19 protein-coding genes are annotated in these 19,835 nt (G+C 37.1%); 10 read left to right on the top strand and 9 right to left on the bottom strand.

Translation table 11 applies throughout. From position 1 onward, the window contains the following. The first annotated feature begins 33 nt into the window (after positions 1–33). The gene (locus tag EO766_RS08970; RefSeq protein ID WP_074417523.1) at positions 34–906 is read left to right on the top strand and encodes an IS1595 family transposase; all 873 of its coding nucleotides are present in this window, start codon (positions 34–36) and stop codon (positions 904–906) included. Between the two features lie 226 nt (positions 907–1,132). Here EO766_RS08970 and EO766_RS08965 read toward each other — a convergent pair whose 3' ends face one another. Further along, a complete protein-coding gene (locus tag EO766_RS08965) occupies positions 1,133–2,863 on the bottom strand; it encodes a M3 family oligoendopeptidase (protein ID WP_287100912.1) in 1,731 nt (576 codons plus the stop codon). 89 nt (positions 2,864–2,952) lie between these two features. Between EO766_RS08965 and mutL the strand changes: the two genes are divergently transcribed. Next, on the top strand, positions 2,953–4,860 hold the full coding sequence (gene mutL, locus EO766_RS08960; protein WP_287100911.1) for a DNA mismatch repair endonuclease MutL: 1,908 nt from the start codon (positions 2,953–2,955) through the stop codon (positions 4,858–4,860). 57 nt (positions 4,861–4,917) lie between these two features. Here the strand turns inward: mutL and EO766_RS08955 are convergent, their stop codons facing one another. From EO766_RS08955 to EO766_RS08945, 3 genes are all read right to left on the bottom strand, one after another. Further along, positions 4,918–5,535, bottom strand: coding sequence for an IS1634 family transposase (locus EO766_RS08955; RefSeq protein WP_074420220.1), 618 nt, complete (start codon positions 5,533–5,535; stop codon positions 4,918–4,920). 52 nt (positions 5,536–5,587) lie between these two features. After that, positions 5,588–5,953, bottom strand: coding sequence for an IS1634 family transposase (locus EO766_RS08950; RefSeq protein WP_449555712.1), 366 nt, complete (start codon positions 5,951–5,953; stop codon positions 5,588–5,590). 667 nt (positions 5,954–6,620) lie between these two features. Continuing rightward, positions 6,621–6,944 (bottom strand): LysR family transcriptional regulator, encoded by a 324-nt coding sequence (locus EO766_RS08945; protein ID WP_218331729.1) that lies wholly within the window; start codon positions 6,942–6,944, stop codon positions 6,621–6,623. A gap of 150 nt (positions 6,945–7,094) precedes the next feature. On the opposite strand from EO766_RS08945, the gene EO766_RS08940 reads away from it, so the two are divergent. The 7 genes from EO766_RS08940 (at position 7,095) to EO766_RS08910 (ending at position 12,944) form a co-directional block, all read left to right on the top strand. After that, positions 7,095–8,531, top strand: a complete 1,437-nt coding sequence (locus tag EO766_RS08940; RefSeq protein ID WP_074420219.1) for an NADP-dependent isocitrate dehydrogenase — start codon at positions 7,095–7,097, stop codon at positions 8,529–8,531. A 13-nt stretch (positions 8,532–8,544) separates the two neighbouring features. After that, entirely contained in the window at positions 8,545–8,796 is a 252-nt protein-coding gene (locus tag EO766_RS08935) for a hypothetical protein (RefSeq protein ID WP_218331694.1), read from the top strand. Further along, positions 8,765–9,625, top strand: a complete 861-nt coding sequence (locus EO766_RS08930; protein WP_287100910.1) for a DUF6671 family protein — start codon at positions 8,765–8,767, stop codon at positions 9,623–9,625. The genes EO766_RS08935 and EO766_RS08930 overlap by 32 nt, the downstream gene beginning before the upstream one ends. Before the next feature lie 9 nt (positions 9,626–9,634). Then, positions 9,635–10,594: an L-threonylcarbamoyladenylate synthase gene (locus tag EO766_RS08925; RefSeq protein ID WP_218331703.1), complete on the top strand. Its 960-nt coding sequence runs from the start codon at positions 9,635–9,637 to the stop codon at positions 10,592–10,594. A 3-nt stretch (positions 10,595–10,597) separates the two neighbouring features. After that, a complete protein-coding gene (locus EO766_RS08920; RefSeq protein ID WP_287100909.1) occupies positions 10,598–11,950 on the top strand; it encodes a dihydroorotase in 1,353 nt (450 codons plus the stop codon). Between the two features lie 2 nt (positions 11,951–11,952). Beyond that, complete coding sequence (bioD, locus tag EO766_RS08915) at positions 11,953–12,561, top strand: dethiobiotin synthase (RefSeq protein WP_218331707.1); 609 nt, start codon at positions 11,953–11,955, stop codon at positions 12,559–12,561. A gap of 98 nt (positions 12,562–12,659) precedes the next feature. After that, positions 12,660–12,944, top strand: coding sequence for a hypothetical protein (locus tag EO766_RS08910; RefSeq protein WP_218331709.1), 285 nt, complete (start codon positions 12,660–12,662; stop codon positions 12,942–12,944). A gap of 312 nt (positions 12,945–13,256) precedes the next feature. Here EO766_RS08910 and EO766_RS08905 read toward each other — a convergent pair whose 3' ends face one another. Both EO766_RS08905 and EO766_RS08900 read right to left on the bottom strand, forming a co-directional pair. After that, positions 13,257–14,630: a D-alanyl-D-alanine carboxypeptidase/D-alanyl-D-alanine-endopeptidase gene (locus EO766_RS08905; RefSeq protein WP_218331711.1), complete on the bottom strand. Its 1,374-nt coding sequence runs from the start codon at positions 14,628–14,630 to the stop codon at positions 13,257–13,259. A 9-nt stretch (positions 14,631–14,639) separates the two neighbouring features. Then, a complete protein-coding gene (locus tag EO766_RS08900; protein ID WP_218331713.1) occupies positions 14,640–15,776 on the bottom strand; it encodes a formimidoylglutamase in 1,137 nt (378 codons plus the stop codon). 109 nt (positions 15,777–15,885) lie between these two features. On the opposite strand from EO766_RS08900, the gene EO766_RS08895 reads away from it, so the two are divergent. After that, complete coding sequence (locus EO766_RS08895; protein WP_287100905.1) at positions 15,886–17,646, top strand: BatD family protein; 1,761 nt, start codon at positions 15,886–15,888, stop codon at positions 17,644–17,646. On the opposite strand, the gene EO766_RS08890 is transcribed toward EO766_RS08895, so the two are convergent. From EO766_RS08890 to EO766_RS08880, 3 genes are read right to left on the bottom strand one after another with little or no spacing between them, the layout of a single operon-like run. Further along, positions 17,630–18,337: a response regulator transcription factor gene (locus EO766_RS08890; RefSeq protein ID WP_074417519.1), complete on the bottom strand. Its 708-nt coding sequence runs from the start codon at positions 18,335–18,337 to the stop codon at positions 17,630–17,632. The genes EO766_RS08895 and EO766_RS08890 overlap by 17 nt on opposite strands. Before the next feature lie 35 nt (positions 18,338–18,372). After that, entirely contained in the window at positions 18,373–19,359 is a 987-nt protein-coding gene (locus EO766_RS08885; RefSeq protein WP_074417518.1) for a sensor histidine kinase, read from the bottom strand. Next, positions 19,356–19,817, bottom strand: a complete 462-nt coding sequence (locus tag EO766_RS08880; protein WP_074417517.1) for a gliding motility lipoprotein GldH — start codon at positions 19,815–19,817, stop codon at positions 19,356–19,358. Before EO766_RS08880 ends, EO766_RS08885 begins: the two co-directional genes overlap by 4 nt. Positions 19,818–19,835: the final 18 nt, after the last annotated feature.

The following is a 19,835-nucleotide window of genomic DNA, read 5'->3' as shown; positions in this document are numbered from 1 at the left end:
ATATTAGTAATTTGGAGTCTAAAATATTTAGTTATGTTCAAAGGGATCAATGCGATTGAATTTTCAAAAAGATTTAATACAAACGAGGATTGCTATAATTATTTGTTGAAAATAAAGTGGGGGAAGGATTATCAATGTAGTCGATGTGGGTGTAAAGAAAGCTATAAAGGACGTACTTATTATTATCGCAGATGCCGAGATTGCAGTTATGATGCAAGTGTTACTGCCAATACAGTTTTTCATGGAATTAAAATGCCAATACTGAAGGCTTTTCACATGGTTTTTAGATTGACGGCAAAGAAGAAGGGGATGTCAACCATTGAGTTGGGAACAGAAGTGGGTGTTCAACAAAAAACAGCATGGCTATTTAAAAGAAAAGTACAGGCAGTGATGAAGAAGGATAAAGATGATAAACTCAATGGAGATGTTGAAGTGGATGAAAGCCTAATTGGTGGCTATTCTTCAGCTAAAGGCAGAAGTACGGAAACAAAAGATGCAATGTTTGTAGCAGTAGAAATATTGCCTGATGGAAGAACGGGCAACCTTGCGTTGCAGCATATTGAAAGCTTTAAGTCTGATGAATTGAAGTATGCGATCAAAGACAATGTATCAGAAACGGCACAAATAAAAACAGATGCATTTCATTCATATAAAAAACTAAGCAAAGAGATGAGTAATATTACAATCAGTTATTCGGCGAAAGGAGGTGCAATGGAACAACTGCACAAACAAATTATGCAGTTTAAAAATTGGCTGAGGGGAACACATCATCAATGTTCAAGTGAATATCTGTTTGCTTATACTGATGAATATGAGTATCGTTTTAATAAAAGGAATGTGCGCAAGTGGTTATTTAATGATGTAGTTGTAAGATTAATGAATCAAATTCCTCATCCTTACAATTAATTAAAAACCCTTTGCGTTTATTCTGCCTAATCCTAAAATTTTATTAGTCAATATTTTATAAAGTATTAAAATATATAATATTTTAATACTGCTGCGTACTAATGCCATAAGTCGGTGAGAAACTTACATACCAGGATGGCTATGTGTTTATTTATTTACACAAAAAAGAGGCAGCGCTTTGGCATTGCCTCTTTTTTATTTTTGTAATCAACGCAACAGCTTTTGCTTACAATGCCTCCATTTGAGCATCTACAAACTCCATTAAAGTTTTAATGTGTGCCGGTGAAAGATTAAATTGTAAACCTGCTGCCGCATACAGTTCGGGCAGGGTTTTGGTACCACCTAAACTTAAAGCACACATATAATTTTGTAAAGCTTGTTGTGGGTTTTGAATGTATTGCATCCATAAACCAATAGCACCCAATTGTGCAATGCCATATTCAATATAATAAAACGGCACTTCAAACAAATGCAATTGCCTTTGCCAGCCAATGGCACGGTAGGCATCTAAACCGGTATAATCAACGGTATTGGTAGAAAATTCTTTTAAAATAAGCATCCAGTTTTCGGTACGTTCTGCCACCGTATGGTTGGGATGTTCATATACCCAATGCTGAAATTTATCAATAATGGCAATCCAGGGAAAAATGGTAATGGTACGTTCTAACTGATGTTCTTTGGCTCTTTTTAAATCGGCAGCATTATTAAAGAAAGTATCCCAATGGCTCATGGAAAACAGTTCCATACTCATACTGGCTACTTCAGCTATCTCCATCGGGTATTCTTTAAAGGCAGAAAGCGGTAAATGGTGCGCTAAAAAAGAATGAATGGCATGTCCGCCTTCGTGTACCATGGTGGTTACATCACTCATTTGTCCGGCTGCATTCATAAAAATAAAAGGAGCGCCACTTTCGGCTAACGGGCAATTATACCCACCGGGTGCTTTGCCCTTCCTGCTCTCTAAATCAAAATGATGCAGTTCCTCCATCTTCAACAAACAATCCGCAAAAAACGGGTTCATTTGTTGAAAACAAGCCACTGATTTTTCCAACAATTCCTTGCCGGTTTTAAAAGGGCGCAAGGGCCTTGTTCCCGCCGGTTCGGCTTCCGTATCCCAGGGGCGCAGAGTATCTAATCCTAATTTCTTCCTTTTCTTTTCATAAATTTTATTAACAATGGGTAATACATGCAGTTTAACGGCTTCCTGAAACTGAAAGCAATCTTCTTTGGTATAATCAAACCGGCCTAATTCTGCAAATTTATAATCGCGGTAATTAGCAAAGCCCGCATTCAATGCCACCTGATGGCGTTTTTGAATAAGCCGGGTATACAAAGCATCCATAGCATCTTTATCCTGCAAACGCCTTTCCTGCATTTTACGATAAACCGATTCGCGCAGTGCCCTATCACTACTTTCTAAAAACTGCGCCGCCTGTTGTAAGGTATATTCCCTGCCCTCTACTTCCACCGTCATTTTCCCGGCTATTACGCCATATTGTTGCTGCAATACGCCTAATTCAGCCTGAATAGGAATATTGGCTTCGCGAAACAATTCAATATTTTTTTTAACAGAACGGATATAGGTAAAATACAAATGCTGGTCTAATTCCTTCAAATAAGGCGATGCCACTAATTTTTTGTTCAATGCATCGGCATAAGGCTGAATTTTAGGCTGAATTTCCATCACAAAGAAATTATAAGCCTCTTCCAATGCCGGATTGGTGGTATCGCAGGTCATTTTAATCTGCCTCCAGCAGGCATCTTCGCTCACCATGGCTTCCAGTTCACTCATATCCCGCAACCAGTCTTCTAACTCGCCCACGCTATGAATAGGCCTTTCTTTCAAATTCAAAAAATAGGGTTCTAATGCTTCCCAGGTAGTAACGATAAAATCTGACGGTAAAAAATGACGGGGTAATTTCTCAATATTTGCATTTGAAATCATGGTTTCCTGCATGTGTTATTCGTTTTAATTTTCACTAAAAATCATGGCTCCGGTCAATGGTATGGCCTGTTTACCCATAAAAGGGGTACAAAGGTACAAGAATGATGCAGCAAGGCAGCCGAATAAACTTTATTTTTACAGCTTCTAAACAAAGCAGTGCAGTGAGCGATTGTATACAATTATTACCCGATAATATAGCCAACCAGATAGCAGCAGGCGAAGTAATACAACGGCCGGGCAGTGCCGTAAAAGAATTGTTGGAAAATGCGGTAGATGCCGGCGCTACCAAAATTCAATTAATTGTAAATGATGCCGGTAAAAGTTTAATACAGGTAATTGACAATGGCAGTGGCATGAGCGAAACTGATGCCCGTATGGCTTTTGAACGGCATGCCACCAGTAAAATAAAAGCGATTGATGATTTGTTCCGCATTAAAACCATGGGCTTTAGGGGCGAAGCTTTGGCCTCTATTGCTGCAGTGGCTCAGGTAGAAATAAAAACCCGGCAGGCCGAAAATGATTTTGGTACTTATTTGCTGATTGAAAACAGTAAAGTATTGCAGCAGGAGCCCTGTGCCTGTACGCCGGGTACCAGCATCAGCATGAAGAATTTATTTTTTAATGTGCCTGCCCGCAGAAATTTTTTGAAAAGCAATGCCGCTGAAATGCGTCATATTATTGATGAATTTACCAGGGTAGCCATGGCTTTTCCGCAAATATTTTTTAGCCTGAGCCACAATGGCCAGGAAGTTTTTCATTTAGAAGCCGGATCGCTGAAACAAAGAATTGTACAGGTTTTGGGTAACCAATACAATGCCAAATTGGTTTCGGTAAAAGAAGAAACAGATTACATGAACGTATACGGCTTTGTGGGGAAACCGGAAATTGCAAAAAAAACAAGAGGCGATCAATATTTTTTTGTGAATGACCGCTTTATTAAAAGCGCCTACCTGAACCATGCCGTTACCACTGCATTTGATAGTTTAATAGCAAAAGACAGTTTCCCAACCTATGTTTTGTATATAGATGTTGACCCCTCGCAGATAGATATTAATGTACACCCCACCAAACAGGAAATAAAATTTGAAGACGAAAAAATTATTTATGCTTTTGTACAGGCAGCCGTAAAACATGCACTGGCACAGTTTAGTATTGCGCCGTCATTAGACTTTACACTGAATGCCGATATACAGCAATTGGATGCCGTTAGTAGACCTATGACATCTACTCAGAAAGAACAAACACAAGCCTCACAACTTTACCAAACCTTTACACAAAAACATCAGGCACATTTTATTGAGAAAAATGATAGTTCCGAATTAAAAAACTGGCGTTCATTTTTTGAAAAACCCGCTGCAGCAAATTCATCAGAAATATTGGGTATTGACGCACCACTTTGGCAACCGGCTGCAGAAAAGAAAACAATATTTACCTTACTGCCCGATGCACCCTTATTGCAAGTACACCAAACTTATATTATTGCCCCTACTACCAGCGGTTTTGTACTCATACACCAACAATTGGCGCATGAACGTATTTTGTATGAAAAATATCAGGCCGCACTACACGTAAAACCGGTAGCCGCACAAAAAAGTTTATTTCCCTCCACCGTTGAATTATCGGCTGCCGATGCCGCTTTGCTAACCGATTTACTACCCGAATTATCGAAAATAGGCTTTCAATTAGAGGCATTTGGTAACCACACTTTTGTAATTCAGGGAACCCCTGCCGATGTATTACAAGGCAATGAAAAAAGAGCCATTGAATTACTGATTGAACAGTTTAAGCATTTTAGCAGCGATATTAAATTTAGTAAACGCGAAAAACTAGTACGGTGTATGTGTCGCCAACAGGCCATTAAAGCCGGAAAAGCACTGGGGCAGAAAGAAATGCAGCAATTAATTCACGATTTATTGCATTGTGAAACGCCCAATTATACCATTAACGGCAGCCCTACGTTTTTAGAGTTTAAAGAAGATTATTTAGACCATATGTTTGGGAAGAGTTGATAGAAAGAAAAGTGTTGTAAGCTCTTTTACCACATCTGTTTTCATCTTTGGGACACCCTAAAAAAATTTGCCAATAATTTGATACACTTCAGCTTGTTCATCATTCATTTTTAGCAATTTTGATTTAGTATGTTTTGATTCAGGGATGGTATATGTTATTTCATACATATTATGAGTTGATTCAACTACCTTTCTTAGAGATAACCTAGATTTCTCTTTATAAAGAACCCGTTCTAATTTCTTGTAAATACAATACGCAGTAAAAGTAATACAAATGTGAGCTTCAATACGATGGCGCAGTCTGTGATATACTGGCCTTATCCTTAAGTCGGTTTTCGACATTCGAAAAGCTTTTTCAATATGCCATAAGTTTTTATAGTTTTCAACGACTTCCTTATCCGATAATTTTGTGTTAGTGATATAGCCTTTTAATCCATCCCAGGCACTGTCTTGTTTGAACTTTTCATAATCAATTTCAATTGAGATTTCACCGTCCAATTTTAAATACTTTTTGTAACCCTTATTATTAATACTTGATTTGGTGAGTTTACCGGATTTTATTTGCTTCTCTAATCGCTGTAATCCTCTTTTTCGGTTATGTTCATCTTTAGCAGCTCTTTTGTTAGCATAAGTTACAATCAGGCGTGTGTTAGATGATTTTTTTATTACCATCATTCCACCATCTATCAGTTTGTGCGCAAGTATTTTTTTTTTAATTTTTTCAGGCTCACTTTTTAATTAATCTGGCTCCAATGATATATCCATAATTCTTTTCCTCAAGAGCAAGAATATTGTCCTTGGATAACAATCCGGAATCAGCAACGATGATCGGTTTGCCAAGATTAAATTTACCGGTGATTTTTTCAATAAAAGGGGTGAGTGTATGGCCTTCATAAATATTACCTTCGAAGATATCATAGCCGATTGCATAACCGCCCAATCCTACAAGTAAGCCTAAAAAAAATTTCGGATTCTGATGCTTGCCATCTTTGCTAAACCCGGCTTTTCGCAAATCGTCTTCATCAATTGCTTCAAAATAAAGCGTTGTCATATCATAAAAAGCAATACTTATTTTTGGTCTAAAATTTTTAATGTATAAGCAAAAGCTATCTGTTCTACCTGTCCTTTTAAATTGTTATTGAGCTTGTTTAAAAAACGGTAAATGGTGTCTATATTAAGCATGACACTTTGAAAGCGATATAAATATTCAATAGTTTTTAATTTACTTAAAGGAAAAGCCAGCCACGCAATTACAAGATGCCTAAATAAATCTTCCTTTATCTTATTAAAGCCAATACTTTCATATATTTTACCGAAAATAATTTCTGGCCCAACGGCTCTGTCACTTGCGCTTCCAATGGTTTCAAATACCTGTTCAATGACTGTATCATTTTCTCAAACAAATAATTTTGACTGACCATTTAATCGTTCTATTTCCTGCTTTCCAAGAAAAACCAATTTTTGAATTTGCTGTTCATTATCGCTATTGCCAATTGTTTTAACAACCTTATACTTCCCTCTTTGCTTAGAAATTATTTGTATAGAAATACTGCCGGACTTATTTTTCTTTTTTCTTAAAAACATCTACAAATATAGCAGTAGGACACTCATTTTCAAAACCCAACTCAATAGTAGCAAGGATTTCAGAGTATCATTTCAAAAAGTGCGGAAAACAGGAGAGTTACTGTTCTGCTCAATAAAAAAGCAATAGAAAAAACACTATCTTCCCGAGTTTTTATGATGAGGTGTTTATACATTTGTCATCCAAGCCATTCGATAATTCCCTGATGCTGTTTTAAAAAATCGGATAAAAAGCAAGGCATTACATATTTATCTGTTGAAACAACCGAAATTTTTAAACGACCAGCCAATTGTCCTTTGTGTGCCAAAGTTTTGTAATTGATGGCATACACTTGATTCAAAATGTTTTCAGCAGTAATCGCAATTTCTTTTCCAAAATGGGTAATAAATATTTTTCTTCCAACAATTTCTGTCAAAGGGATTTCAAATTGGTCTTGAAAGTTTTTGAGTTGAATAGACACAGCCGGTTGTGTTAAATGGAGTTCTTCGGCTGCTTTGGTAATGCTTTGAGTTTAAGTAATCTTTAAAAAAATCTGCAATTGGTTTAAGGTATAATTCATAAAAATTATTTATGTTAATCATTGCAAAAATAAATAGAAATATATGTTTTATTTTTCTCAATTTTACCCCATCAAAAAATAAACCAAAGCAATATGACAAAAATAACCGTAGCAAAAGGAGATGGAATAGGTCCTGAAATAATGGACGCCACTCTTGAAATTATTTTGGCAGCAGGAGCCAAAATTGACATTGAAGAAATCGAAGTGGGTGAAAAAGTTTACCTGGCAGGCAATACCTCAGGCATTGCCAAAGAATCATGGGACATTATTCGCAGAAATAAGGTGTTTCTAAAAGCCCCTATTACAACACCTCAAGGAGGTGGATATAAGAGTTTAAATGTAACAACCAGAAAATTTTTGGGGCTTTATTCCAATGTTCGTCCTTGTATGAGCTTGCATCCGTTTGTTAGAACCAAACATCCCATCATGGACATTGTGATAGTGAGAGAAAACGAAGAAGACCTTTATGCCGGAATTGAGCATCAGCAAACGGATGAAGTGGTACAATGCTTGAAATTAATCAGCCGTCCGGGCTGCGAAAAAATAGTTCGTTATGCTTTTGAATATGCTAAACAGTATGACAGAAAAAAAGTAACCTGCTTTACCAAAGATAATATCATGAAACAAACCGATGGCTTGTTTCATAAAGTGTTTGATGAAATTGCAAAAGAATATCCTGAGATTGAAAATGAGCATTGGATTGTAGATATAGGTGCAGCAAAAATGGCTGATACACCCGAAGTATTTGATGTAATTGTAATGCCTAATTTATATGGCGATATTTTGTCTGATGTTGCGGCTCAAATTGCAGGTTCGGTGGGTTTGGCAGGTTCGGCAAATATTGGTGAAAAGTGTGCCATGTTTGAAGCCATACATGGTTCAGCACCACGCAGAGCGGGACAAAATTTAGCTAACCCATCAGGTTTATTGCAAGGAGCAGTAATGATGCTCAACCATATTGGACAAACGGAGATTGCAGAAAAGGTTCAAAATGCCTGGCTTAAAACAATTGAAGATGGAACTCATACCTACGATATCTTTAAAGAAGGATTCAGCGTGCAAAAAGTTGGAACAAAAGAATTTGCTCAAGCGGTAATAGCCAATCTCGGAAATAAACCTGCCATGTTAAAAGCTGTTTCGTATGCGAAAAACTCGGCATTAAACTTACCAAAATATAAAAGAAAAAAAGCTGCTAAAAAAGAATTAGTAGGAGTGGATGTGTTTGTAGATTGGAGCGGAACAAATCCTGATGAATTAGCAAAAAGCCTTCATCAACTCGAAACCGATAAAGTAAAACTCTCAATGATAACAAACAGAGGTATAAAGGTTTGGCCCGATGGTTTTGAAGAAACATTTTGCACAGACCATTGGCGCTGCCGGTTTAAACCAACCGAAGGTAACTACATGACTAAAAAAGACATTATTGAATTGTTGGCAAATGCTGTAACTGAAAACCTGGATACCATTAAAACTGAAAACCTGTATGCCTTTGATGGTAAGCCGGCATTTTCATTGGGTCAGGGACAATAAAAAACAAAACACAATGAACATAGAACTCATACAAGGTCAATTCAACGCAAAAGATGCGATTGACATTATCACACAAATGATTCACATAAAAATAAAATTTCACGAAAATAAAATCAGCAAAAACAGCAGTGAAGAAGATATAAAAATGCGTGAAAAGAAAATCAAACAATTGCAAAAAGATTTGTATGAAGCAAGAAAATATATCGAACAAAAAGACAAGGCAATTAATATCAATGCCGAAATCGAAATTTCAAAAAATGTTTAAAGGAAGAAAACTATTAATTGCAACTAAACACCAAAAAGAAAAGGTAATTGCTCCTTTGTTACAAAAAGGGTTGGGAGTAGAATGCATTGTTCCGGAAAATTTTGACACTGATATTTTAGGAACTTTTACCGGAGAGGTTGAAAGAAAGGATGACCCTGTAACCACCGCAAGAAATAAATGCCTTCTGGCAATGCAATTATATGATTGCGATATGGCAATTGCCAGTGAAGGTTCTTTTGGTCCGCATCCTGCAATGTTCTTTGTTTATGCGGATGATGAAATAATACTTTTCATTGATAAGAAAAACGATTTAGAAATTATTGCAAGAGAATTAAGCACCGATACCAACTTTAATGGTGAAGAAATTAAAACGGAAAAGCAATTAAAAGATTTTGCTAAACGGGCTAAGTTTCCATCACACGGTTTAATAGTCAGAAAAGCAAAAGAAGATTTTACAGAAATAATAAAAGGCATTACTAATTGGGAACAACTAAGCACAACCTTCAATCAGTTTTTAAAAAAGTATAGAGTTGCTTATGTTGAAACGGACATGCGGGCAATGTATAACCCAAGCCGTATGCTGGTAATTGAGAAAGCCCTCCAAAAATTGATTGATAAAATCAAATCCTGTTGCCCGCAATGCAGCACCCCGGGCTTTGGAATAACCGAAGCCAAACCCGGCTTGCCATGCAATCTGTGTGGGTCTCCTACCCGTTCAACCCTCAGCTATATCTATACCTGTCAGAAATGTTCATTCCTAAAAGAAGAAATGTATCCGCATAAAAACATTACCGAAGACCCTACGTATTGTGATTATTGTAATCCTTAAAAGAACAACATGTCATTGATAATTACTGACATTGATGTAGCATCCGAATTTTTAAATAATGAAGATGTTATCGGAATTCCAACTGAAACAGTTTATGGATTAGCAGGGAATATTTATAGCGAAAAAGCGATTAATAAAATTTACGAAATAAAAAAAAGGCCTTTAATTAATCCGCTTATAGTTCATATAAAATCATTGGCTTACCTGGACAAAGTTGCTGTTGATGTTTCAGAAAGTGCATTAAAGCTTGCCAAAACTTTTTGGCCAGGTCCTTTAACATTAGTTTTGAATAAACATCCTTCTGTTCCTGATATAGTAACTGCAGGAAAAAGTACAGTAGCAGTAAGAATTCCGAATCACCCTGTTGCATTATCGCTTTTAGAATCTGTTAATTTTCCACTGGCAGCTCCAAGCGCAAATCCTTTTGGGTGTATTAGCCCTACAAGTGCTAAACATGTTGCCGGATATTTTAAAGATGAACTACAAATTATTTTAGATGGAGGGATTTGTAAAAAAGGTATAGAATCAACCATCATTGGTTTTAATAATAATGAGGTAATCTTGTATCGGCTTGGTTCCATTTCGGTGGAAGAAATAGAAACTGTGGCTGGCAAAGTAAAGATTGTTACTAAAAATGAAACAGAACCAGAAGCTCCCGGAATGCTTTCAAAACATTATGCTCCGGTTACAACTACAATTCTCACCAATGATGTACAAGAACTAATCAAAACATTCTCTGACAAAAAAATCGGATTGCTATTATTTAACCGGGAAATACGGGATAAAAAAATTATTCATCAGGAAGTGCTGTCAAAATCGGGAGATTTAAAAGAAGCAGCAGCAAATTTATATGCTGCTTTACATCGACTGGATAAAAATAATTTAGATATTATTATTGCGGAACGATTTCCTGATACAGGTCTTGGAAGAACTATAAATGACCGATTAGAAAGAGCAACTAAAAGATAGGGCATGAATACACTTATACGCAATGCTTCTGTAGTAAATGAAGGAAAAATATTTGTAGCTGATGTGTTGATTTTAAACGATAGAATTGAAAAAATTGTATCTGAAATTGATATGAAACTAAAAGCCGGTTATCAGGAAATTAATGCCGAAGGGCTGTATTTAATTCCAGGTGTAATTGATGACCAGGTTCATTTCAGGGAACCGGGACTTACTCACAAAGGAGATATTTCATCCGAATCTAAAGCCGCTGTTGCAGGAGGCATTACCTCTTTTATGGATATGCCCAATACCATCCCGAATACGCTTACACTGGAATTGCTGGAAGAAAAATACAGCATCGCTTCGCAAAAATCGCTTGCCAACTATTCTTTTTTTATGGGCATTAATAAAAATAATATAGAAGAAGCATTAAAAACAGATACGGAAAATGTTTGCGGAATTACAGATGACGGACTTTATTTTAATAATGATGAAGGGATTCTGGCTAATTACCCGGACTTCCTTGAAAAACTTTTTTCACGAACAAATACTTTAGTTGCCTTGCATTGTGAAGATGACAATATCATTAAAAGGAATACTGAAATATATTGGAAAAAATATGGTGACAACATACCTTTTAATTGTCACCCTCTGATAAGAAATGAGGAGGCTTGTTTAAGAGCTACTGAAAGAGTATTGTGTATTGCAGGTAAACATAACAATCGTCTCCATCTTCTTCATATCTCAACTTTAGCAGAAGCGAATCTTTTTAATAATAAAATCTCAATCCGGGATAAGCGAATTACAGCAGAAGCATGCGTTCATCATCTCTGGTTTTCTGATAAGGATTATGAAAAAATGGGATCCAAAATAAAATGGAATCCTTCCATTAAAACAGAAGCCGATAAAAATGGACTGCTGCAATCTTTATTAGATAACAAGTTGGATATTATTGCCACAGACCATGCACCACACACAATAGAGGAGAAAGCCGGCAATTATTTTCAGTCCCTCTCCGGATGTCCTTTAGTTCAGCACGCTTTGCCGGTTATGCTTGAACTTTATCATCAAGGGAAAATAAGTATAGAGAAGCTAGTTGAAAAAACAAGTCACCATGTTGTCGAAATTTACCGGATAAAAGAAAGGGGCTATATCAGAGAAGGATATTATGCCGATTTGGTTTTACTTGATATAAATAATCAATGGGAAGTAACTACTCAAAACCTTCTGTATAAATGCAAATGGTCGCCTTTATCAGGACAAATTTTCAAGAGCAGAATCACACACACATTTGTTAACGGAAACTTAGTGTATGAAAATGGAAACATTACAGGTGATATAAAAGGCAAAAGATTAAAATTTGAAAAAATAAGATAAATATGAAAAGAATATTTGTAACAGGTATCGACACTAATGTTGGTAAAACAATTGTTTCGGCTATTCTTACGCAGGCATTAAAGGCAGATTATTGGAAACCTGTGCAGTCGGGTGATTTACAAAATACCGACACTATGAAAGTTAAGAGTTTAGTAAATAATCCTGATACAGTTTACCATCCTGAGATATACAAACTTTCACAACCTTTATCGCCACACGCAGCATCTGAAATTGACAGAGTAACTATTAATTTGGAAGATTTTAATCTTCCGGAAACAGAAAATCATATAATCATTGAAGGTGCCGGAGGCTTGATGGTGCCGCTTAACAACCAATGTTTAATTGCCGATTTGATATCGCATTTGGGCGTTAGCGTTGTTTTAGTTTCAAGAAATTATTTAGGAAGCATCAATCATACATTGCTAACCATTCAGGAATTAAGACGCAGAAATATCCCTGTTCTTGGTATTGTATTTAACGGTGAACATACGCCACAAACAGAAATTTTCATTCAGCAATACTCGCAACTACCTGTGTTGTTTAGGGTTAAAATAGAAAAAACAATAAACAAGCAAACTATCTTGAAATATGCTAATTGTATTAAAATATGAATAATAAATTAATCTGTTGGCGGAATTAAATTTTTAGATGAAGCGTTAAAAGATGTCATGCAGTTGTCTAAGGAAGTGACTAAACCTACTTATTCAACATGCACAACATCAAAACAAATTTCGATAAAATAGTTGAGGTTCTAAAAGATATTTTAGGGGAAGCTGTAAATGAAAAAGGGAACTTTAAAAGGCGTGGAGTAGTGCCAAGATTTTCGGATATAGAAGTAATGGCATTAAGTTTTACTGCGGAATGTTTAAGTATTGATAGTGAGCATTATTTGTTTTCAAAACTTACATCGGAGTATGCAGTTGAATTTGAAAATATCATTGGCAGAAGACAATACAATGACCGCAGAAAGTTTTTATTTGAGAAAACAGAGTAGACGCGAAAGTTAATGGCAGCAAGGCCTAATAAACAAGCTGATGTGTTTGCTATAGATTCAATGCCATTAGAAATTTGCAAACTTAGTAGAGAACAAAGAAATAAAATGGGTAAGGAATCAGTCCATCATTCGCCAGATAAAGGTTACTGTGCATCGCAGAAAAAATATTTTTACGGATACAAATAATTTTAATTTACTCACGTCAGTATTATTTCCAATGGTGTTCGTGAATACTTCGTATTTCAAAATTTTTTGTGTGTGGGGTGTATTCTGCAAAAAGTATCCCGACAAAAAATGGATACCTCTCTTTTTTTAATGGGAGCGAATAAAAGCCGTAAGGTAATTTTCAACAGCTCTTCTAACCGCAGTGGCACTGCTTACATGGTTATTTACCAATACTGAAAATACAATGGGTTTACCGGATGCCGTAGTTACATAACCGCTAATAGCTACATGGTTGCTGAGAGTACCTGTTTTGGCAAATAAATTACCGGAAAATGGTTGGTAATACCCACTTAACGTACCCGCATTGGCGGCGGGTAAAATGGCAGTAATGCGTGGCATACCAAAACTGTTTTTCATTTTCAATAAAACAGCAATCAAATCGGCGGGAGTAATTAAATTATAGCGACTTAATCCGCTGCCATCCACCCATTTGGGTTTTTGGGGTAAGGCAGCAAAATCAGTTTCCAATAACCTGTTAATGATTTTTCTGTCATTCATTTCGCTCAGCAATTCATTGCTCACCATTAATAAACTCTGTTCCGCAAAAAAATTATCGCTTCTGTGCATCATTATTTTCAGCAGTGAATCGGTGGGTTGGGAATAGATGCGTTGCACATCGGGCAGGCGGTTCAGTGTAAAATTACTTTCGGTTACCGGCACATGCAGGGTATCGGTTAACAACTGTGCCAATAAACCGGTTTGAGCCGTAAAAAAAGGCACTTGTACACTGTGCATTTCTCTTCCCGAAGGAATCATTTCAAAGTGATTACTACCCAGGTTTCTTTTAATAGCATAGAAACGAGAACGGATATGATTGGGATTACTGACCTTATCTTGAAAATAAGCAGGTTCTACTTTTCCATAGGTAAACGTAGCCACATTGCCATAAACAGGCATGGCTGAGCGTTCGGCCATATAATCTTCTGAATAATCATCCCATGCCCATCCGGCACCTAAAGCATTGTCTTTCCAATTAGTGGTGGTTATCAAAATATTTTTTTGTTGCTTTAGAAACTGATATACCGGCTGGTTAGCAAAATCAGAAATTAAGAAAGTAGGATCGCCATTGGGTTCTACCTCAATGGTATCATTTCCTTTGTCCACATAACGTAAAGCTGTTAAGCTATCCCCTAAATATTGCATGGCCGCATAACAGGTTAATAATTTCATGTTACTGGCGGGTATAAAATATTTATCAGACTGATATTGAAACAGGTAATTACTGCTATCTGCATCTGCTACACAAATACCCACCTGTGCACCTTTAATGGCAGGGTTCTCTAACAGACTGTCTAATGCATCTGCTTTTTTTGCTACTGTTATATTGTTGATAACAGTAGCAGCATTTGGCGGTGCAGCCTGTATTTTTTTATGTGTGATACAGGAAGTAAAACAAATTACTGCAATAGCAACCGCAAGATAAGATTGAAGCTTTTGGAGCAGTGCATCCATCATTTTCATAATCAAATTTTATAAGCGTTCAGCATAACGTAACCAACGTTCGGGTATTTCATCGGTGCAGGCAATGATATAATCCATTTTACTGCAGGGAATAAATTTACCATCAAAAGTTTGCATCCACCATCTGCCTGTTTTTTTGCTTTGCATGAAAACAGTATCAAATTCTGCAAATGCCAAATGAAAAGAATTAAAATGTTCCTTTTCTTCGAAACGAGCTTCCTGTTTGCTTTTCAGCATACCATCCATCATATACCACAACATGTGTGCAATTTGTTTGGCAGTGAGGTTATGTACATCGTTATCAGCATTATATCCAAAAATACCCATGGCCTGTACGGTATGGCTCATACCGGCAAACTGCATTAATTTACAAGCCTCTTCGCCGGTAAATCCGTTTGGTGTTAAGCGGTTGGCCGGTGCATGTGCATGCTGAATGGCCGAAATATCAAAGCTGAATAAATGCGCATTGCGAATAGAGGGTTCTACTTCTTCCATATTTTCTTTTACCTTGCCCACCCGTACACAATCGAATCTTAATTTATCGATGGTTTGCAACATATTGGGATGCGTTAAATAACTCTGGAACCCGATATGATTGTAGTGTCTTAAATAATTGGGCTCTGAAGTTAACATTTGTATTAAAAAATGATCAGCAGGTGCAGGGCTATCCATATTTAAATCAATCACCGAATCAACACAAACTGCTTCTATAATTTTTTGTGCATCAGCAAAAGCCTGGTACAAAGCCAGTGTTTGATCGTGTGAACCGCCAATTACCATTACTCTTTTTCCTTTAGCCATTAACTCAAGCACTACTGTTTTTAATGCTGCATACGAATCGGATAGAGTAGCGCCTCGTTTTACATTACCGAGGTCGGCAATTTTTATTTCTTTGTGCCAGTAAAACAATTGATAAAATGCTTCGCGAATAGCATCGGTACCTGATGTATGGCTATGAATACCGGCACCACGCATATCATTACAACCCACCAATACCACATCGGCTTCTTCAATATTGGGAAAAGGTGCATCGGCTATATGCATATCAATTTGCCCCCCTATATGCGACTCCAGATACATTTGTTCATTGGCTATTGCATCAATAGGCAGCGGTTCTAAAAATTCAACCGTACTTTCAAAATTCATTCTAAACTATTTTCAACAAACATACATCATTGCGCAATATGTTTTAACCGCATATTAACCAGATTTTACTGAAAGCATGGCTGTAAGGCTTTATTTTTGTTTAGTACCTATGGTTCATTTGTTAAAATATTATTTACTCGTTGGTTTATTGACACAGCCCGGTGTTTCTGTATTTGCACAAAGCAACTTTCAAATTAATACCACCTATACCACAATCGGATTAAAAGAAACACTGCAGGTAAGCTATACTTATGCCGGTTTAGCAGAAATGCAAAATTGGGAAGCACCTGATTTTAAAAATTGGAATATTATTTCGGGGCCCGACTTTCAAACCCAACAGGTATATGCCAACGGAAAGTATCATGCAGAAAGTAATTTTGTATACTTACTACAACCTAAAAAAACCGGTAAATTGGTTGTACCTGCAGCCGGTTTACAGATCAACAACACTACTTTACATTGCAAGCCGCTTGCCATTACGGTACAACAGCAAATACCTGCCGATCATTCGCCACAAGCCGGTGTGCAAATGCCGGGAGGTTTTTTTGAACCCGATGAAGAAGAGGAAACTACCGGTATAGAACGCAATGCCATTTTATTTCCGGGTGAAGATGCAGCGCAAAAAACGAAAGAGAATATTTTTGTTCGGGTAGAAGCCAGTAAAAGCAAATGTGTAGTAGGCGAGCCTATTTTGGTAACCTATACCCTTTATTCCCGGCTACGAACTTCGGCCAAACTCATTCAGCAACCGGCATTTAATGGATGCACGGTGTATGAAATGACTACACAGGATTTGCGTTCAGAAACAAAACAATGGAAGGGCAAACGATACAATACTTTCATTATTAGAAAAGTACAACTAATACCATTAACCACCGGAACTATTACATTGAATGCGGTTACTGTTGAAAATACAGTAACCTTTTATACGTTAAAAAACAATGCAGTAAGCAATTCGTTTGAATACAGCAGTTTATGTAGTAATGCCCCCATGCAAATTATGGTAACGGATTTACCTTTGCGTAATAAGCCCAAAGAATTTACCGGGGCTATTGGTCATTTTACCATTCGTGCACGGGTAGATAAAAATACAGATACAGCCGGTGATGTAAATAAATTAATGATTGAAATGATGGGTAGCGGAAATTTTTCATCGGTTACGCCACCTGTGATTAGCTGGCCCAAAAACACCAGTCATTTTACAATTAAAGAAGAAAATGATGTGAATAAATTAGTATTTCCTGCTGAAGGCACTAAAATATTTACGATACCTTTTACCTGTAAACAACAATGCACTACCGTTATACCGGTTATTACTTATCATTTTTATGATACAGAAACCGGAGCATACACCACACTACAAACAGACAGTATACCTATACAGGTAGGGCCTGCTCTAAAAAACTTTATTAATCCTGATTTGTACACAGCCGGTAATACCAATGCCACCTATATATGGATTATTCCCGGCATAGGACTACTAGTAGCCATTGGATGGTGGATTGTTTATGGCTGGCAAAAGAAAGCGGCCGTACTGCATGCCGCTACAGTTGCCATAGCTAAACCACTAAGCATTGCAACCGATGAGGCTAATAGCATGCAAACAGATACACCTATTGCATTACCGGCTGAACCTATAGATACGGGCAATGTGTATGAATTACTGACCATACCCGACGATATCGCCTTTTTTAAAGCCGTAAAATCAATGGCGTTGACAGAAGAACAAAGAGAAGTAGATATTAGAAGGAAAGAGGCTTTACAGGAATTAATTGCCGCATGTAACCGGGCACTGTATGCGAAGGTGGCTAATACTACCCGATATGATATTGCCGAGCAGTTAAAAATTTTATTTATTCCTCCGGCGTAAACTTATAGCCTGAGCCCCTTACCGATTGAAAGTATTGGGGGTTCTTACTATCTGCTTCAAAATATTTTCGAAAGTTCAGAATAAAATTATCAATGGTACGGGTGGTTGGATATACATTGTAACCCCAAACTACCTGTAAAATTTTTTCCCGGGATACCACTTCGCCTTTATTTTCAATCAGTAATTTCAGCAGCATGGCTTCCTTCTTACTCAAATCTACTTTAATACCGGTACTGGTAATGGCTTCCTGTGCTTTAAAATCAATTTTATTGTTGCCAAATTCATATAGATCGCCAATGGTTTCTTTAACCTGTATTTTTTTATTTTTCTCAATCAGCTTTTCTATTCGTATCAATAGCTCTTCTAAATTAAAGGGCTTGGTTAAATAATCATCGGCCCCTTTTTTTAAACCCAGTACACGGTCTGCCCCCGTATTTTTAGCACTTAACATTAAAATGGGCACTTCATTGTTGTTTACCCGAACGGTTTCTGCAACGCTAATACCATCTACTTCAGGCATCATCACATCTAAAATAATTAAATCGAAATACTCATTGGCAATGGCTTTTAAAGCATCGCTGCCATTGTAGGCAGATGTTACAACATAGCCTTCTAACTCTAAATTCAGTTTTAAAGCTTCGTGTAGGTTTTCTTCATCATCTGCCAATAAAATACTTGCTTTTGCGGCCATTGATTGTGTTTTAACGGGTTATCAACTTTTAAATGCTATACTACTTCTACCAAAGGGAAAATTACTTTAAAAATACTACCATTGGGTAAATTATCCAATGCCTGTATGGTTGCCCGGTGTTGTTGCGCAATTTTTTTACAGAGATATAAACCTAACCCGGTACCCTTTGTGCTGCGTACATTTTCATTGCCTGTTCTGTAAAATTTGCGGAATATTTTTTTCTTTTCATCGGCAGCAATACCGGTTCCCACATCTATTACTTCTACAACAACATGCGGTGCCTGCATCGTTAACTGTAACACAACCGGTGCTGCTTTAGGTGAATATTTCAATGCATTTTCAATTAAATTATTGATGAGCATTTGTAACAATAACGGTTCTCCCATTACGTAGGCATTTTCGGAAATTTGTTGCAGAATGGTACGCCCCGGGAAACGGTTGACTGCCTCTTTTACACAGGCATCGGCTAAGGCAGACAGGTTTAATTTTTGTGGGCTGGTGGTATATTGGCCACTTTCTAACTGTGCCGTGAATAAAATATTATTGCAAAGGGTATTTAACCGATTGGTTTCCTGCAGGGTATTACTTAATAATTTTTCCTGAACGGCAGGTTCTAATTTTCTTTTTTGCAGGGTTTCTAAATTCAATTGTGCAACGGCAATGGGTGTTTTTAATTCGTGGGTTACCGCCATCATAAAATTTTGCTGTTGTTGCGAAAGCTTAATTTGCCGGCGTGTAGCACGATATACATAAGCAGCACCAATCATGATGACTGCTAAAAAAGTAAGCCCCTCGCCTATGTATTGAGCGGTTTTGCGTTGTTTTTCCTGCAATATATCGGCTACTTTATTTAAGTAATTGGGCGTTCCTGTTTCAACTTCCTGCAATTTCAAAGTAATCATGGCATCATTTTGGTGATTGAGTGCAATAAACCACCATAGTAAAGCAGATAAGATATAGAGTAGTAATACCCAGTAAACCGTGCTTACTATCATTAACCGGTGCTTAAAGGTTAGCTTCATGGCGTCACTTTTTCAATTCTAAGGCCGGCATTCAACACATGTTGCAGGGGGTCTTCCCGCATTAATTGTTGCAGGGTAAACGTATATTGCCCTTTTTTTAGTTTAGCGGGCAAGGCATTAAAAGCCATTCTATGGTCTATAATATCATCCATTGCTATACCCAGCCAGCCCATGCTATTGGCAAGGGTAAACTCTCTGTTAAAGCTGTAAGTGGAATCGGGATCATGAACGGTAATGTTCAGCCAAATATTTTTATACCGATAGGCATCTTCATGTCTGAATACTACATACAAATTATAGAAGGCATTGGTATCGGTAATATTAAATTGAAAAGAAGGCGTATCAATACTGCTCCAGGTATGATTGGGGAAAGGAATCGTTTTTTCGAACACATTGAGAGTGGTACATGCGGCCATTACCAGTACTACCATCAACATAAAAAAGTAGCGTCGCTTCATGGGCTAAGGTATATTTTG

Source organism: Hydrotalea sp. AMD, assembly GCF_004100315.1.
Taxonomy (GTDB): domain Bacteria; phylum Bacteroidota; class Bacteroidia; order Chitinophagales; family Chitinophagaceae; genus Hydrotalea; species Hydrotalea flava.
Note: the sequence above shows the minus strand (reverse complement) of the source record. Positions and strands in the feature narration are given on the sequence as shown.

Bases quoted from the DNA above. Each gene is read 5' to 3' on its own strand.
- EO766_RS08895 (WP_287100905.1), top strand. From the start codon at position 15,886: ATGGTTCATTTGTTAAAATATTATTTACTCGTTGGTTTATTGACACAG.
- EO766_RS08905 (WP_218331711.1), bottom strand. From the start codon at position 14,630: ATGAAAATGATGGATGCACTGCTCCAAAAGCTTCAATCTTATCTTGCG.
- EO766_RS08910 (WP_218331709.1), top strand. From the start codon at position 12,660: ATGCACAACATCAAAACAAATTTCGATAAAATAGTTGAGGTTCTAAAA.
- EO766_RS08970 (WP_074417523.1), top strand. From the start codon at position 34: ATGTTCAAAGGGATCAATGCGATTGAATTTTCAAAAAGATTTAATACA.
- bioD (WP_218331707.1), top strand. From the start codon at position 11,953: ATGAAAAGAATATTTGTAACAGGTATCGACACTAATGTTGGTAAAACA.
- EO766_RS08930 (WP_287100910.1), top strand. From the start codon at position 8,765: ATGCCGAAATCGAAATTTCAAAAAATGTTTAAAGGAAGAAAACTATTA.
- EO766_RS08925 (WP_218331703.1), top strand. From the start codon at position 9,635: ATGTCATTGATAATTACTGACATTGATGTAGCATCCGAATTTTTAAAT.
- EO766_RS08965 (WP_287100912.1), bottom strand. From the start codon at position 2,863: ATGCAGGAAACCATGATTTCAAATGCAAATATTGAGAAATTACCCCGT.
- EO766_RS08880 (WP_074417517.1), bottom strand. From the start codon at position 19,817: ATGAAGCGACGCTACTTTTTTATGTTGATGGTAGTACTGGTAATGGCC.
- EO766_RS08885 (WP_074417518.1), bottom strand. From the start codon at position 19,359: ATGAAGCTAACCTTTAAGCACCGGTTAATGATAGTAAGCACGGTTTAC.
- EO766_RS08900 (WP_218331713.1), bottom strand. From the start codon at position 15,776: ATGAATTTTGAAAGTACGGTTGAATTTTTAGAACCGCTGCCTATTGAT.
- EO766_RS08890 (WP_074417519.1), bottom strand. From the start codon at position 18,337: ATGGCCGCAAAAGCAAGTATTTTATTGGCAGATGATGAAGAAAACCTA.
- EO766_RS08935 (WP_218331694.1), top strand. From the start codon at position 8,545: ATGAACATAGAACTCATACAAGGTCAATTCAACGCAAAAGATGCGATT.
- EO766_RS08940 (WP_074420219.1), top strand. From the start codon at position 7,095: ATGACAAAAATAACCGTAGCAAAAGGAGATGGAATAGGTCCTGAAATA.
- mutL (WP_287100911.1), top strand. From the start codon at position 2,953: ATGATGCAGCAAGGCAGCCGAATAAACTTTATTTTTACAGCTTCTAAA.
- EO766_RS08920 (WP_287100909.1), top strand. From the start codon at position 10,598: ATGAATACACTTATACGCAATGCTTCTGTAGTAAATGAAGGAAAAATA.
- EO766_RS08955 (WP_074420220.1), bottom strand. From the start codon at position 5,535: ATGATGGTAATAAAAAAATCATCTAACACACGCCTGATTGTAACTTAT.